At 58.7% G+C, this 16,317-nt stretch carries 10 protein-coding genes; 2 read left to right on the top strand and 8 right to left on the bottom strand.

Going from position 1 to position 16,317, the window contains the following annotated elements; genetic code table 11:
* Nucleotides 1-19 precede the first annotated feature (19 nt).
* The gene (gene metE, locus ACNKU7_RS04475) at nucleotides 20-2,254 is read right to left on the bottom strand and encodes a 5-methyltetrahydropteroyltriglutamate--homocysteine S-methyltransferase (RefSeq protein WP_418295768.1); all 2,235 of its coding nucleotides are present in this window, start codon (nucleotides 2,252-2,254) and stop codon (nucleotides 20-22) included.
* Nucleotides 2,255-2,475: 221 nt separating this feature from the next.
* Here metE and ACNKU7_RS04470 point away from each other — a divergent pair, with 221 nt between their 5' ends.
* Both ACNKU7_RS04470 and ACNKU7_RS04465 read left to right on the top strand, forming a co-directional pair.
* On the top strand, nucleotides 2,476-3,396 hold the full coding sequence (locus ACNKU7_RS04470; protein WP_418295767.1) for a LysR family transcriptional regulator: 921 nt from the start codon (nucleotides 2,476-2,478) through the stop codon (nucleotides 3,394-3,396).
* 42 nt (nucleotides 3,397-3,438) lie between these two features.
* Nucleotides 3,439-3,987 carry a cytochrome b gene (locus ACNKU7_RS04465; protein WP_418295766.1) on the top strand — a complete coding sequence of 183 codons (549 nt, stop codon included), beginning with the start codon at nucleotides 3,439-3,441 and terminating at the stop codon, nucleotides 3,985-3,987.
* Between the two features lie 115 nt (nucleotides 3,988-4,102).
* Here ACNKU7_RS04465 and ACNKU7_RS04460 read toward each other — a convergent pair whose 3' ends face one another.
* From ACNKU7_RS04460 to ACNKU7_RS04430, 7 genes are all read right to left on the bottom strand, one after another.
* A complete protein-coding gene (locus tag ACNKU7_RS04460) occupies nucleotides 4,103-6,436 on the bottom strand; it encodes a PKD domain-containing protein (RefSeq protein WP_418295765.1) in 2,334 nt (777 codons plus the stop codon).
* Nucleotides 6,437-6,768: 332 nt separating this feature from the next.
* Nucleotides 6,769-8,532: a DEAD/DEAH box helicase gene (locus ACNKU7_RS04455; RefSeq protein WP_418295764.1), complete on the bottom strand. Its 1,764-nt coding sequence runs from the start codon at nucleotides 8,530-8,532 to the stop codon at nucleotides 6,769-6,771.
* A 297-nt stretch (nucleotides 8,533-8,829) separates the two neighbouring features.
* Nucleotides 8,830-10,074, bottom strand: a complete 1,245-nt coding sequence (locus tag ACNKU7_RS04450; RefSeq protein WP_418295763.1) for a capsule biosynthesis protein — start codon at nucleotides 10,072-10,074, stop codon at nucleotides 8,830-8,832.
* A 205-nt stretch (nucleotides 10,075-10,279) separates the two neighbouring features.
* Nucleotides 10,280-11,176, bottom strand: a complete 897-nt coding sequence (locus tag ACNKU7_RS04445; protein WP_418295762.1) for a phytanoyl-CoA dioxygenase family protein — start codon at nucleotides 11,174-11,176, stop codon at nucleotides 10,280-10,282.
* A 277-nt stretch (nucleotides 11,177-11,453) separates the two neighbouring features.
* Complete coding sequence (locus ACNKU7_RS04440; RefSeq protein ID WP_418295761.1) at nucleotides 11,454-13,529, bottom strand: capsular polysaccharide biosynthesis protein; 2,076 nt, start codon at nucleotides 13,527-13,529, stop codon at nucleotides 11,454-11,456.
* A complete protein-coding gene (locus ACNKU7_RS04435) occupies nucleotides 13,520-14,491 on the bottom strand; it encodes a glycosyltransferase family protein (RefSeq protein WP_418295760.1) in 972 nt (323 codons plus the stop codon). The genes ACNKU7_RS04440 and ACNKU7_RS04435 overlap by 10 nt, the downstream gene beginning before the upstream one ends.
* 45 nt (nucleotides 14,492-14,536) lie before the next feature.
* On the bottom strand, nucleotides 14,537-16,270 hold the full coding sequence (locus ACNKU7_RS04430) for an SLC13 family permease (protein ID WP_418295759.1): 1,734 nt from the start codon (nucleotides 16,268-16,270) through the stop codon (nucleotides 14,537-14,539).
* Nucleotides 16,271-16,317: the final 47 nt, after the last annotated feature.

Genomic DNA, 16,317 nt, shown 5'->3' with positions numbered 1-16,317 from the left:
CCTGTTTACAGGCGCGCCATCAAGCCACTTCCGCACGCACCGTGCGTGCCGCCTCCACCATATTCAGCAGTGAAGATCCCACCTCTGCCCAGTTCCGGGTTTTCAATCCACAGTCCGGGTTGATCCACAGTTTTTCCAGCGGAATTACATCCAGCAACTGGTACACGCGGTAAACCAGTTCTTTTCGCTCTGGCACATTGGGCGAGTGGATATCGTAAATACCCGGGCCAATTTCATTTGGATAGCCTTCACCCTCCCCGGCAAATGCCTTCAGCAAGCGCAGATCCGAGCGCGCGGATTCAATGGTAATCACATCCGCATCCAGTGCGACGATCGCATCCATGATCGAGTTGAAGTTGGAATAGCACATATGGGTGTGGATCTGCGTTTCCGGCTGTACTTCACTGCAGGTGTAGCGGAAGCAGCCCACGGCCCAGTCAAAATATTCCTGATGCTCAGATGCACGCAGTGGCAGACCTTCGCGCAGGGCCGGCTCGTCGATCTGGATGATACCGATACCGGCGGCTTCCAGATCCTGGACTTCCTGCCGCAGGGCACGGGCGATCTGCAGGCAGCTTTCTGCGCGCGGGATATCCTCACGTGGGAAAGACCAGTTGAGAATGGTGACCGGCCCGGTGAGCATGCCCTTCACCGGCTTTTTGGTCAGGCTCTGGGCGTACTCACTCCACTGCACCGTCATCGCCTGCGGACGGGAAATATCCCCGGCAATGATCGGTGGCTTCACGCAGCGTGAACCGTAGCTCTGCACCCAGCCGTTGCCGGTGTGGATAAAACCATCCAACTGTTCACCGAAGTACTCCACCATGTCATTGCGCTCGGCTTCGCCGTGCACAAGAACGTCCAGGCCAAGGATTTCCTGGCGACGAATGGCTTCGGCAATTTCCGCGCGCAGATGGTCGTTATAGTCCTGCGCGGAAATTTCGCCCTCGCGGAACTGCTTGCGCACCTGGCGCAACACATCGGTCTGCGGAAAAGAGCCAATGGTGGTTGTCGGCAGCAATGGTAATTTCCAGCGTTCGCGCTGGATGTCTGCGCGCTCGGTGTATTTCTGCGCACGCCAGGTATTGGCCAGCTCCGCGAGAATTTCCGACTGCGGGCGGCTTTCGGTAGTGTCGGCAAGCGGGAGCAATGCGGCATCGGGCAGCAGCGCCGCCTGCAACGCCTTCAGCTCTTCGAGCTTCTGGCGGCTGTAGGCCAGTTTCTGCTTTTGCGCATCGGGCAAGGCACTTTCAGTATCCAGATCAACCGGAGAATGGAGCAGCGAACAGCTGGCGGACAGCCACAGGCGATCACCCAGCTGTTTTGCCAACGGCTGTAACTGGCGCTGCCAGCGAGCCAGATCCGTGCGCCATACATTGCGCCCGTTCACCACCCCAACCGACAGTACCTTGTTGCCCGTCAGGGCCGATGCCACCAGATCCACTTCGTCCGCGGCACGCACAGCATCAATGTGAATGCCATCTACCGGCAGGCCCGACGCCAGTTCCAGGTTCTCCCGGAGCGGCGAGAAGTAGGTCGCCAACAGCAGCTTGCTGCCGCTCGCCTTGGCAAGCACCTCGTACGCCAGGGCAAAGGCATCGCGCCACTCGGCCGGCAAATCCAGCCCCAGTATCGGCTCATCAATCTGTACCCACTGCGCGGCCGCATTCGCCAGCTGCGCGAGCAACTGCTGGTAACAGGGCAGTAATCCCGGCAGCAGGTCCAGTGCATTGTCAACGCCGCGCCCGAGCCAAAGGTAGGTCAGCGGGCCAATGATCACCGGTTTGACGTTGTGCCCCAGCTGCTGCGCTTCCTTTACTTCGGCAAGCAGCCATTCACTGTCGAGGGTGAAATCCTGACCTGTGGAAAACTCCGGCACCAGATAGTGGTAGTTGGTATCAAACCATTTGGTCATGGCACTGGCCGCCACCGCGTCACCGGAAGGCGCGCGCCCGCGGGCGAGGCGGAAATACTGATCCAGCTTGTTATCGGCCGCGCCAGTATTGAAACGCTCGGGAATCACACCGAACATCAGCGAGTGGTTCAGCACCTGGTCGTACCAGGCGAAGTCGCCCACAGTGGTCAGCGCCAGGCCTGCGGCCTGCTGCGCCTGCCAGTTCTGGCTGCGCACCTGCGAGCCCGCCGCCAGCAGTGCCTGCTGGTCGATCTCCCCCTTCCAGTACGCTTCCTGCGCCCGCTTCAGTTCACGCCGCGCACCGATGCGCGGATAGCCAAGAATATGTGTTTGTGCCATCGGGTGTTCTTCCTTAATTCAATTGGTGTTTCTGCAAGTGCGGTACTTCGTAGCCCTGGATACCGGCATACGCCGGCATGACGACAATTAGGCCCCGTCATCCCGGCCTTGAGCCGGGATCCAGGGAGTACGCGAAAGCGGTAATTCGGAGTTGATTCTGATGCGGGCATCATGTTCAATCAATTTCATATTTTTTGCCCAAAACATGAAATTTACTAAAGATGATCGAGCTACGGCATTTGAAGGCCCTGAGCATATTGCGGGAGACCGGCAGCATGGTGCGCGCCGCCGAGCGGCTGCACCTCACCCAGTCCGCGCTGTCACACCTGTTCCGGGAAATGGAAGACCGCCACGAGCAGGCGCTGTTTGTGCGCAAGTCCCGCCCGCTGCGCTTCACCAGTGCCGGGCTGCGTCTGCTGCAACTGGCCGATGACGTGCTTCCGCGAGTGGCCGTGGCACAGCGGGATCTGGCCCGCCTCGCCTCCGGCCAGGCCGGGCGGCTGAATATCGCCATCGAGTGCCACAGCTGTTACCAGTGGCTGATGCCGACACTGGACGCCTACCGGGACGACTGGCCGGAAGTCGAGCTGGATCTATCCAGTGGATTCCACTTTGCGCCATTGCCGGCACTGGTGCGCGGGGATCTGGATCTTGTGGTCACCAGCAACCCGGACAATTCCCTCAAAGGAATACATTACGAGCCGCTGTTCAGCTTTGAAATGTGCCTGGCGGTAAGCCGCAAGCATCCGTTGGCGGAAAAGAAATGGGTAACCCCGGAAGATCTGGCCGAGGAAGTGCAGATCACCTACCCGGTTGAGCGGGAGCGGCTGGATATTTTCCAGAACTTCCTCGATCCGGCCGGGATCGAGCCTGCGGCCGTGCGCACCGCTGAACTCACCGTGATGATGGTGCAGCTGGTGGTCAGCGGGCGCGGCGTATGTGCCCTGCCCAACTGGGCCCTTTACGAATATTTACAGAAGGGACTGGTCAACCAGCTTAGACTGGGAAAAACTGGCCTATGGAGTACACTCTACGCCGCGGTGCGGGAAGAAATGCTGGAGCAGGCATTTCTGCGGGATTTTTTCGAGACCGCGCGCAGCACCTGTTTTAACAACCTGAATGGTGTCCGTGCAGCCGGCTGATTTTTGTCAGGCTGCCGCTGAAATAACGAATAAGGAATACCCATGACATCGACCACCAACAGCTGGAGCCCAGCACTCAAAGGCCTGCACTGGCTGATCGCAATCTTCATCCTGTGCGGTTGGGCATCCGTGGAACTGCACGAGTTTTACGAGCGCGACGATCCCATGCGCGGCTGGTGGATGGTAGTGCACTTCTCGCTCGGCTTCAGCGTCCTGCTGCTGGCGATGTTGCGCCTGTACTGGCGCGCCACCCACGGCCGCCCAACCTTGTATGGCAGTGGTTTCCAGAAACCCGTCTCGCTGCTGGTGCAGAGCCTGCTGTACGTCCTGATGCTCGGCATGCCTCTCACCGGCCTGATGATGCGCCAGTTCGCCGGTCGCGACACCACCCTGTTCTGGCTGTTCGACCTGCCCTCGTTCGTGACCAAGAATATTGACCTCGCCAAGCAGGTTGCCTTCATCCACAAGGAGTTTCTGTGGAATGCACTGCTGGTCATGTTGGTACTGCATATTGGTGGCGCGCTGTGGCACCACTTCATCAGCAAGGACAATACCCTGCGGCAGATGTTGCCATTCGGCAAAGTCAAATAAGCCCGTTTCAACCGCTTTTGCGCTCTCAGGTGGGTAGCGCACAAGAAAAAAAACCGCGCAGCTGCGCGGTTTTTTTATACCCAATCACCAAAGCAAAATTTGGGCGATGCAATATTTAAAGCGAGGGAATCGCGTACGGCCTTTCCTCGACGCGCTCAAATTTAGTATTGAAGATGCTCCCGAAATAAAATGTGTGTTCTTCAGGAATGCCCATTGAGCGATCAAGGAAGGGATCCATGAAAAAGCGGTGGTAGTGCCGCAAACCTATGCCATCTTCGGCCATATCCTGGTGCAGCACCCACTCCCTCTCATGGTAAAGAACACAGTCTTCACTCGGTGCGGGATCCCAGGTAGCAGACTGGCATGTGCCTCCTGACGTGGTCCGGTATCGGCGAATGAGCAGATTGCCTTCATCGTTAATCCGCCAGTACCCCGGCATTAATGAAAACTCATCCTGCGTCAACTCACCATCCTGGTTCTGGTCCCATCCCGATACCGTCAGTGCAGTGCCATCGGCATTAACCTCAAACCAGAACGGCAGCAGCGGTGCAAAGAAATCAAGTGAATTGCGATAAATCCCTTCCGCACTCGCCGCAGTCCAAGCTGGGGCTTCTTTCAAATAGGCTTTACCAGCGGTAGAGCGCTTATCAGCACCATCCGTGATCTCCACGAAAACCAACGGGGACTTCTGGTTATCCTTCTCAAGAAGCACCAGTTCCACCGGATACCCCATGACATCGGCAATCCGTAAATGCCCTTTTTCATCCAATGTCCACGCGGAACTTACTTGTGTCGAAGAGGGGGCACCCGTACCAGAGACGGAATCCTGACTAATCGTGACGCTGCCGCCCACTTCCGCGTTACCTGCAAAAATCAGCTGTACAGCCTGGATATCGAAGTCGGCTTGCGGGTTTTCTGGCGATGGATCAGTCACGACCCCCGGCAACGTCGGCAATGGGATACTCAGTGCCAAACCCATCTGCAGGGCTTCCGGCAGGTTCCCAGTACCCGCATCTCGCACCGCGAAAGCGGCACCAGTCGTGCGAACCGGTTGCGTAGGTGGGTATTCCCCATTCGGGTAACGGGTATATTGCTCGCCAGTGATTAAAATCCAGTCGATTCCGGCCCCGTGATCGAGCCAGTTGATCAGAACCGGCCTGACGATCTGTTGTGCCTCGACCATCTGCCCGAGGTTATTGTCATAGCTGATATCGGTATTTGCCACAAACTCGGCACCATCAATCTCAAGACCTGCCGCCGTTGCCGCCCAGGTAAGGCTGCTTGCACCAAGCCCGCCAGAAATCTCCCCCTTGCCCTGTGGCTCAATCTTCAATCGATAACCAGCAGGTATATTGTTGGCGTTATCAAATGGAACCGGGTGCAGGCTGGAAGTAGTCAGGTAATACGTATCTTGAATAGCAGACACATCCGGGAGAGTAGCCAATACAAGACTCTGGTCAGAAACCATTGCATCCAGTGCGGCCCGATAAATAGCGGGACTACTCTTCTGTATGTCACCAGCCAGTTTGGCAGCAACCTCGGGGTTTGCAGCCAGAGCATAAGTATCCGGCGTATCCTGAGGCATCGTCACGCCAGGAGAATCCGAGTAGTCCAGAACCAGCTTGATCAATGCGCCCAAATGGAAAACCTGGCCACCGTCAAGGGCGGTTTTACCTGCAGCAAGCTGCTCCTGAGTGGAAACGCTTCCCGGCTCCCCCCGCTCAAGCTGCGCCGCCAATGCCGTGGTTAAATTTGAGATATTTACGGGCAAATGCTCTTCTCGCGAGACAATGCCGTCTTCCCCTGCAGCTTCCATCAAAGTCTCAAAGGTTCCCATCAAAGAAACCAGTTTGAGCCTGGCATTCAGGCTTGTTGCCTCAGCCCTCACCATATCCGAGGTACGGCTATCGTCCACAGCAACTGAAATAGAGTAGTTTCCGGCACTGTCGGCGGTGGTCGAGAAAACCTGATCGCCAACACTGAATGAAACTTCTGCATTTGCCACCGGGTTGTCGGTCACCACGCCTTGTACTGTAACGCTCATCGTATGAGCGATAATGGATACCGTCACGTCTTTGGTAGTAACTGCGCCATCGTCATCGGTAACCGTAATTGCCAGAACTGCACTAGCATCACCTGCCACAGCGGGTGCCGTTATCGAGACCGTATCGGTAGCCACTCCAGACAGGCCCAAAGACACCCCGGACTTCTGCGTCCAGGCATAAGAGGCGATAGTCCCATCGGAATCCGATGCCGTAGCCTTGAGCGTCGCGGACTCACCTTCCCGAATGGAGATGGCAGCCACAGTGACACTAGGTGCCTGGTTAGTCGGCTCAGGGGGCTCATTGCCACCCTCATCACCACCGCCACCGCCACCGCCACAGGCAGTAAGGAGCAGGCTGGACAAAATGGCTGAAAGGAAAGCAGACTGATTGTTTTTTATTCTCATATGCGATGTATCTATCCATGTTTATCTAACAAAAAACACAAAAATCCCAGCTCTCCCCTGTGGTAACAGCGGCCAATTTGAATTTTGTGCTCAATGTAGACGAACTTTGCCCCCAACCCTGCAAGTCGTTTCTAAGCCACAATCGAGAAAGTGTGATTTGTGCCCCGTTTACTCCAAAGAACGGTGGCAGGGGCATCGTAACGATCCAGTCATGCAAGCCGGAAAAATGGTGCCGATGCGCCCAGTCGGGAATCCATGTAGCGAGCACATAAAAAAAGGGCGCCCCGTGGGGTGCCCTTTTTCATTGGCGAGGAAGTGTCCCTCAACTGTAATCAGTCAAAAGATTTCTTCGGCTTGCGCTTCTTCGGCGCAAACTTCGGAGCGCCACCGGTTTTGACTTTTGATTCGTCAAAACGGGCGATGTTCATCGGCCGGCCATTCACGCGCACCTTTTTCAGGTGCTGGAAAATTTCCGCTGGCATGCCTTCCGGCAGATCCACGGTCGTGTAATCCGGGTAGATCTCGATACGGCCGATGTAGGAGCTGTCCAGATCCACTTCGTTGGCGATAGCGCCGACGATGCTGCCCGGGCGCACGCCGTGCTCACGGCCTACTTCAATGCGGTAACGCTCTTTGCCTTCGTCCGGAGACGGGATGCGCTTGCTGTCCTTGTCAAAGACCTTGCGGTCGCCCTTTTCACGCTTGTTGCGCTTGCGGTCATCAAAGTCGCGGTCACCGCGATCATTGAAATCGCGCTGCCGCGGCTCGCGCTCATCCAGCAGCAGCGGCTGGTCGCCCTGCGCCATGGCGGCGAGTGCTGCCGCTACATCCAGCGGGTCGACATCGTTGTTTTCCAGGAATTTCTCCACCAGATCACGGAACGGCGCCAGGTCGCGACGGCCAGCCATGGTGTAAGTGATCTTCTGCTGGAATTTTTCCATACGGGAAGCATTCACGGCTGCCGCTGTCGGCAGATCCAGGCGTTCGATGGCCTTCTTGGTTGCGCGCTCAATGGTGCGCAGCATGCGCTGCTCGCGCGGCGCCACAAACAGGATCGCGTCACCTTCGCGCCCGGCGCGGCCGGTACGGCCGATACGGTGGATGTAGGCTTCGGTATCGTAAGGAATGTCGTAGTTGATCACGTGGCTGATGCGTTTCACATCCAGGCCGCGCGCGGCAACATCGGTAGCGACCACGATATCGAGCTTGCCCGCCTTGAGCTTCTCGATCACCTGTTCACGCATACCCTGCGCCATATCACCATTCAGTGCCGCACTGGCGAAGCCGCGGGCCGCGAGCTTGTCGGCGACTTCCACCGTAGCGTTCTTGGTGCGCACGAAAATGATGGTGGCGTCCACCGGCTCGGCTTCGAGAATCCGGGTCAGTGCGTCCATCTTGTGCAGGCCGCCCACCGGCCAGTAACGCTGGCGGATGGTCTCGGCGGTCTCGGTCTTGACCTTGATCTTTACTTCGACCGGGTTGCGCAGGTGCTCACGGGCAATGGAGGCAACTTCGCGCGGCATGGTGGCAGAGAACAGCGCAATCTGGCGCTCTTCCGGAATCTGCTCCAGTACCCATTTCACGTCGTCGATGAAGCCCATGCGCAGCATTTCGTCGGCTTCGTCCAGCACCAGCATCTTCAGGGAAGACAGGTCCAGGGTGCCCTTGCGCATATGATCCATTACACGGCCCGGGGTGCCCACGATCAGCTGCACGCCGCGCTTCAGTTGCTGGATCTGGCCACGGTAGTCGGCGCCACCATAGATGGGGGCGACGTGGAAACCCTTGAGGTTGGCCGCGTAAGACTGGCAGGCTTCTGCCACCTGAATGGCCAGTTCACGGGTCGGTGCCAGTACCAGCGCCTGGGGGCGCTTGTCTTTCAGGTCGAGGCTGGCCAGCAGCGGCAGCGCAAAGGCTGCGGTTTTACCGGTACCAGTCTGCGCCTGGCCCAATACATCGCGGCCATCCAGCAGTGACGGGATGGTCTGCGCCTGGATGGGAGACGGCGTCTCGTAACCCAGTTTGGTAACGGCATTAAGAATTTCAGTAGGCAATCCCAACTGGTCAAAACCAGCTGGTGCGGAATTATCGGTCATTTTGAATTCACTTGAATTTACATAGGGGGGCCGGGCCCGGCTAATTACCCAATGGGGTAACCATAGCGCAAGGCTGAGGATTGCAGGGCAAGGCGAAGAAGCCCATTAATAGCACCGCTATTTCAAGCTCATTCAACTCTACGACAGGGGCCTGTGGCGAGGAGGTCTGTTACCCTTTTTGACTAATGTCCCGCTTGCAGCCGCCAGTTGGGCGGGGGGACAAGAGGCTGCGCAGTCTACCAGTTTGGCGCAAGAGTGCCAGTTTATTTTTTAACCGGCACGAAAGGCGGGCCCAGTTCAGGCCGCCAGGTATTCCTCTTCGCGCTCTTCCACCGGCAGGGCCGTCTCTGGAAGCACAACCGGCATCATACGCTGGCAAGCCGCTTCTACCGCGGTTTCCACCGACTTGTAAAAGCTGCCATCCAGCTGGGTCTTCTCGTAGAGGTAGGTACGGAAGGCCTTGAACAGTGCCGGGTTTACTGGCGCGGGCTGCTGCCAAAAGGTGTCCAAGCTGCCCTGGTGAGTCAACTCCGGCAGGTCGTACAACGCCCGTCCAAGGGTCACAGTCGGCACACGGTGCAACAGCGCCGAAATACCCACCGTGCTATTGATCGTAACAACACCCTTTGCGTGATCCAGCAGCGTAGGCAGGTGCAGGTCGTGGCAATACACCACACGGCCAGCCACCCTGTGCTCGCGCGCCAGTGCGCGAATCAAACGCCCGTAATGGCAAAACCCGCGATCCATCGGGTGGTGCTTGATCACCAACAGCTCATGGGATGCCGCATTGGCCGCAAACGACGCGACCACCTGCCGGATGGAGTCCTCAATGGAACGGTAATCGGAGTGCGCGCGAATCTGGAAATCATCCGCGGTCTGCAGGGGGTAGATGAAATATTCACCACTGTGCTTGCGGGTCAGAGACTCGGTGTATTTACGCTGGGTAAACCGGTACAAGCCCTTACGGTAGAAACTGAGCACCCAGCAGCCCGCTTCCTGGAGCCAGTTGCGGGTGCGGTGATGGCGATAGTAGGGGAACTGCCGGCGCGCGAGGCGTGTGGCCAGATAATAGAGAATCGCAAACTGTGCCCGCTGCCAGAAGGTCTGGCCGACCTGCACTTCCGTTTTCCGGTTGTGTGGGCGATAGCCATCGATGGCCTTGCGTGACCAGTCCAGGGGGGAGTTAGCATTGACTCCGCCAGACTCCAGTGTCACGAAGTCCGGGCGCAGGTAACCCTCTTCAAATGCCCAGAAGCGGACGCCCAGGTCCTCGCAAACAGCGCGGGCTTCCCGGTGGTAATAGCGGCAATCGCCGTAAACCACCACGGTGCCGATGTCGTTCTGGCGGATGTAGCCATATAGGTATTCCGGCCAGCCCGCAGGCCCCGCGGAATAATCCACCAGCTCATCCGCCCAGGCGTAAAACCGATCGCCGCCGTTGAAATTGATTTTGTGGGTTTTTACGCCCAGCGCGGAATAATGGCGCGCGCAACGGGCAAAAAAAGGCCCGAGCGGCCCCTGTAAAAACAAGACCCCTGACATGGTTCCCCACAAAGCTCCGCGGCACTGCAATTGCCGCTCCCCTGGAGCACTACTTGTTAACGGGGCGCAATCGTCGCGCCCCAAAATAAAGCAAGCTGCCCCAAGCCGGGGCCAGAATATTCAAAAACCAAACGAGAATCACGTCTCAAAATTGACGTGACAGTCTACATACTTTGTAACAGCGTGTCTCGGCGAATTCGATGAATTAGCCGCCGCGAGTGAAGCGGCCACCAAATTTGCGCTGCTCACCGCTGGCGATACGCGGACCATCGAGACGAGCCAGCACCCTTGACCACACGGATTCAAACAGGCCTGCCGTTGCCCGCGGCCAAAATGTGAACAGCGGATTGAACGGGTTATCCCGCGCCTGCATCCAGACCGTCATCCGCTGGGACTTCGCCATCGCCTCACCGCGCCGGTGAAAGCCGTAAACATTCGCTATCAATAGTGTGTTGCGCGGCACACAGAACTTTTGCGGGGCAAGCCCCATCTCTCCCAGCTCAGCCTCGGTTACCCGGAAGGAGCCATCCCAGTAGCGCCCTGCCTGCCGGTCACGGCCCTTCTTGCAGGCTTCCAGGCTCTGCCGGTACTCCCATTTCAGCCGAGACCAACTCAACCGGTGTGAGCCGGGCACGTAGACAAAAGGCCCGTTGCTATCGTCCACATCATCCAGATACAGCCACCCTTTCACACACGGATGGAAGGTATCCGCGTGCATATCCCGCTGGGGATCGGCACGCGGGGTGACATTGGCCTGATTGCACAGGTTTTCCACGTAAAACAGCGGTGGGCGGTTCTTGGATGAGCAGTAGCGCATCAGGCGATCCAGCGCCGGGCGCTCGGCAAAAGCCTGCATCCCGGGAAGGTTTTGCCGCACATCCGCTGTCATAAAGGCCCGCTCGGTGAGCGTGGTGCCCTCTACTGTCTCGCGAATCTCACCGTGGTAACTCTGCAATTCACGGGCCAACGCCTCGAATTCGGCCTCGGGCAAAAAATCTGGTTTCAGGATATAACCGTGCTGAATGAACTGGCGGCGATCCCCTGCCGGCACCAGTGGCGACAACAGCAGCAAGCGAAACCTGAACAGCCCATGCGCGAGCACTATTCTCGCGATATGGAGCCCGCACCGATTCAATAAATAGCTGCCGATAATGGGGTTATTTCTGAAACTCTTGCCCCAGGAAAGCAGCTCGAAGAGCCACTTGGGCAGGAGGTATATTTTTCTGAAAAACACGGGATTCACGTAAATCCTCAGCGCGATGAATAAATCGTCGTTTCTCGTTATAACTCGTCATTCCCGCGAAAGCGGGAATCCGCCGCGGCCTCGCCTGGCACTCTGGATTCCGGCTCAAGGCCGGAATGACACTGGTGTCAGGTTCCTACCTGCGGAAAAACCGGTTGCGCACCTGGCGATAGATCCATCTGCGCGCGCCGCCTTCCGCGGATCCCTCCCGCTGGGCCTGCAGAAGCGCCATTGCCGTTTCCGCATCCACAATATCGCCACTTGTGGGATCCACATAGGTGGGATACAGGATCAGTGTCGCCGCCACCAGTTCGTCCAGGGAAAGCGCGCGGCCGCGGGCCTTTTTACAGCGGCTGACCGACGCCAGCACCTGCAGCGCCTCCGGCGCCCCGGCCTTGCCGCCCGCCAGCAGGCGATCTTCCGTAAGCCGCCACCCGGCATAAAAAGGCAGTCCGTAAGTAACCACTTTCACGCCCCGCAGCAGTGCCTCAAAGCCACTCAGGGAGCACAGGGTGTGCACTTCATCCACCTGTTCCAGCAGCTGCGGCATGGAGAGGTGAGTCACCAGGCAATCAAACAGGCCTTCTTCATCCGCGGCCAGCTCGCCCACGCGCCCGCCCGCCAGTACATCCGGGTGGGGTTTGTAAATGATGAAGGCATAAGGGTTGGCACGGCGCACTTCCGCGAGCAGCTGCCGGTTGTTCTTGATCCACGGCGAACCGTGGGCGATGGACGCATCGGTTTCCACCTGGCCCGGAACAAGAATGATGGTTTTGTTTTCCGGCAGCGCGAGCCCGTCGGCGGTCGCTGGCACCGCCAGGTTGTACTTGCAGAGGCGCTGTTCCACCAGCTGTTTGCGCAGCGCCGCGGCACGATCCAGGAGCGCCGGAGTGAACACCCCCTTACTCAGCAGGCCTTCCAGGTCCGAGCGCGAGGAGGCATCGTAATAAATGCCGGAAGCGTCCAGCACCAGCGACAGCGGGCGTACCAGATCCGAGCCAAGGCCGACCGAACGCAAGAACCCATCCTCCAGGCGCCACAGGTGCAGCCCTCTTTTTTTGCAGGTTTCGGTAATTTCCCGGGTAAGGCTGCTGGCCCAGGTCACTACACGCACTTCCCTGTCGCGGCCATTCAGCTGCTGCGGGTCACTGTCCGCAAATTCCAGGGTGCCCGGGCGCCCCAGAAAGTCCGGCACAAACCCGCGCTTCCAGCGGGAAAAGCCCAGGGCCAGCCAGCTGGCCTGCAGGCGCTGGCCACACCGCTTCTGTTCCGCGAGCAGGCGGATCGTATCCTCGAGCGTGCAGCGCATTCCGGTATAGGGATTGATATAGCGGCAGTAGCGCAGATAGGCCGCAGCAAATACCTGCTCCAGCGAGCGCGTCTGCCCGCGGCGCATGCACGACTGCGCATCTTCCGTCAGCCCCCAGCCGGCATAGAACGGCATGCCAAAACAATGCACCGGCTTGCCGGCGAGAAGTGCATCAAACCCCATCTGGCTGGTGACCACATACACCCGTTCCACCCCGTCGAGCAGAGCCCAGGGACTGGTGTCTTCCGCCCAGATCCGGCAACCGCGCGCGGCGGCCGCGTCGGTCAGATAGCCACGCTTGTTGCCTGCAATAACATCGGGGTGGGTTTTAACCACCACCTCTGCATCCGGGTTTTCAGCAATGGCAGCCTCCAGCATGGCCACGAAGGTGCTTTCGTCAGCACAACCGTAGTTGACCGATGCATCGCCATAGGTTTGATCCACCACCAGGATACGCGGCCGCTCATCCGGCCAGGTTATTGCCTTGTCCTCACCGCGGTTGTACTTGGACAAGCGGTGCTCGCGCAGCAAACTCATGCAGGCCCGCGCCCGCGAAAGCTCCTCCGCAGGAAAAGGCGCTTGTGCAATCAGGGACTCAAGGTCGCTCGGCCCCGTGGCATCGTAATAAATGCCCGAGTAATCCACAGCCAGGCTGTGCAGCGGCGCTTTATCCACACCCAGGCCGAACGAGCGCAGGAAGCCGTCCTCCACCTGCACCAGTGGCAGCCCGGTGCGCGCAGCCACCGCCCGCGCCCGCTCGCCACTCGGCTTGCGCCCCCAGACGGCGACCTGAGTAACATCCCTGCCCGGCTGAATTGGAAAATAGCGGCAGGGCGATTCCAGCAGCGCACTCAAATGCTTGAGCCCGCGCATACCCCAGGAACAAAAACCGGTTACAGACACTCGCGTGCGCCCTCTAACAAACTAAGACGCAATTGCGGCTCTCCTGATAATTTGAGAATGGCATCGACCCATGCCCCCTGCTGCATCGGCAGGAGCAGGCCATTTTGCCCATGTTGAACAACGGAACCGTATACCGGCCCCTCAGCGTAAATACCCACAGCGCCAGCCAGGGTGATATCCAGAAATTTCGTATGCGAACGCGCACGGTTGAAGGCGCTGTCCAGCAACGGCGCCAGGCCGATCGCGCGGCCCGGCCGCCGGATCAGCGCCTGGTAACTTGGCCACTTCATCGGGTGGATCACGTGCACCCGCGGCAAGCCGCGAAACAGGCGGTTCACCGCGTGATTGCCGATCACCTCAAACACCAGGCGCGGGTTGCGGTGCAAAACCTCTCCGATCACCGGGCGCAGCCATTCAAGATCCCGGCCATGGGAGGCAGAGCCGTGGTAGAACAGGGTCACCGGGCCAGAGGGATCCTCAGCGGAAGTCCCAGCGGACGTGCCCCACACACAATCCCGCAGCTGCGGCGGTGTTTGCGGTGAGAGCAACCGGGGCGACCAGCCGGCATAACGCTGCTGCAAATACGGCGTTGATACCTGCAGCTGTGCCCCCATCTTTCGCAACCAGCGGCGCTTCGACCAGCTATAACGCAGCAGCTTCCACTGGTAACGCAGCGGCATGCGCGCAAAGGCGGGCCAGTGGAACAGGTCGTCATCCATGAAGAAATTGAGCGAAGCGATGTGGTGCCGGTGGGCTTCCAGCAACCGCTGCCAACTGGCCGGCACATAGCGGACAAAGGTCACATCCGCACCGCGCAGCTGCTCGGCAGAGGGGAGCTGATTGAACGAATATCGAGTGACCGAAGCGCCGCTCGCATCCAGAAAGGGCAACACGAAATAGTCGGATGAGGGATTGGGCCCCTCTTCCACCACAAAATGCGTTTTCACTGCTGCCTGATTCACCACAACCTGCTCAATGCCGAGTACTACCGAACGCTCACCGGCCGATCAGCCTGCGAAGGGAAACACCCATGGTAAAAGAGTCAGCACAGTCACACTATAGGCAATCGTCAGCGGCAGGCCCGCACGCAGAAAATCTTTCAGCTGGTAGCCGCCAAGGTTCTGTACCATCAGGTTTGTCTGGTATCCGAACGGTGTCAGGAAGCTGGCACTGGCCCCATAGGCCACCGCCATCACAAAGGGCATCCAGCTCACCCCGAAACTGTCTGCGAGGCTCCAGGCCAGGGGGAATGCCAGTGCCGCGGCAGCGTTGTTGGTCATCAACTCAGTCAGTGCCAGGGTCAACAGGAAGATACCGATCAGTGCCACATAGGGCCCGGCGTCCTCGACCAGATCCCGCAACCCGCCTGCCAGTAACGCCGCCAAACCACTGCCCGAAAATGCCTCGGCCAGCACCAGGGCGCTGGTGATAATCAGCCAGATCTGGAATGGGAAGCGGCGCTGCAGCTCAGTGGTACTCACGATGCCAAGGGCAATCATCCCCCCCAGCAGCACCAGTAAGCCCTTAAGCAGCGAGAACAGACCAACGGCCGCACCAGCTACCACCGCAGTAAAGCCAATGGCCAGCAGCCAACTGTCCCGGCTGGACAGCTGCCGCTGCACACCTTTGCCGCTCACCACGTAGAAGTTCTTGTCGATATTGCGGTGGTGCTTGAAGTCGGGCCCCACCGCCAGCAGCAAAGCATCGCCAGCGCGCAGCTCGATCTCCCCGAGCTTGCCCGAAAGGCGCTCACCACCGCGGCGCATGGCCACTACCGCCGCATCAAAGCGGGTACGGAACTGGCAGCTCTTCAGGGTTTCACCGAGGATGCTGGAACTGGGGGTAAGCACGACCTCCAGCAGATCCAGCTCCAGCTTGTCATCTTCCAGCGCAAACTGGTGCAAGCCTTCAATATCCTGCAGGCGGCTCACATCGCGCACGTCACCACTAAAAATCAGCTTGTCCCCGGAGCGGATAATCTCGCTGGGTGCCACCGGCGTGATGGTCCTGCCCCCACGCACGATCTCCACCAGATACAGCGTCTCCAGCTGGCGCAGGCCATTCTGCTCCACGGTTTTTCCATCCAGTGGAGAATTCGGGGTCACCTCCGCCTCCAGCAGGTACTCGGTCACCGACTCCGCACCGCCGCGGCCCTGGGGCAGCAGGCGATTGCACAGCAGCAACACCACCAGCCCGACCACAGTAACGGCCAGCCCGATCGGCAAAAACGCAAAGAAATCCAGTCCCGGCTGCTCGCGGTCGAGCACAAAGCTGTTCACAATCAGGTTGGTAGAAGTACCGATAAGCGTGAGCGTACCGCCGAGGATCGCGGCATAGGAAAGCGGCAACAACAACTTGCCCGCAGGATGCCGGCGCTGGGATTTGACACTGGATGCCAGCGCCGCCACCACGGCGGTGTTATTCAGGAAGGCCGAGCTGAGGGCAGTGGCACCAGTGAGCCGCAGCAAACTGAGCTTCAGGGAGCCGTTGATCAGGCGATCCGATATGGCTCGAAGCCAGCGGGCCTTTTCCAGCCCGACGGACACCAGCATCAGGGCGACCAGAGTCACCAACCCCGGGTTGACCGCTTTTTGCAGCGCAGACTCGGCCGGCACCAAGCCGATCAAAAAACACACACCGGCCGCCCCCGCAAATACCAGCGATGGGCGGAACCGGGTAAAGATCAGAGATCCGATCAGCAGTGCGAAAATACTGGCAACTACAATCTGTGTCAGCGCCATAAAAATACCAAACCGTCCGGCTAAAATACCCGAAGCAAGGGGAAATA

It is taken from the genome of Microbulbifer weihaiensis (assembly GCF_048323715.1).
GTDB lineage: Bacteria > Pseudomonadota > Gammaproteobacteria > Pseudomonadales > Cellvibrionaceae > Microbulbifer.
The sequence above is the reverse complement of the archived record's forward strand: the minus strand, read 5'-3'. Positions and strand labels throughout refer to the sequence as shown.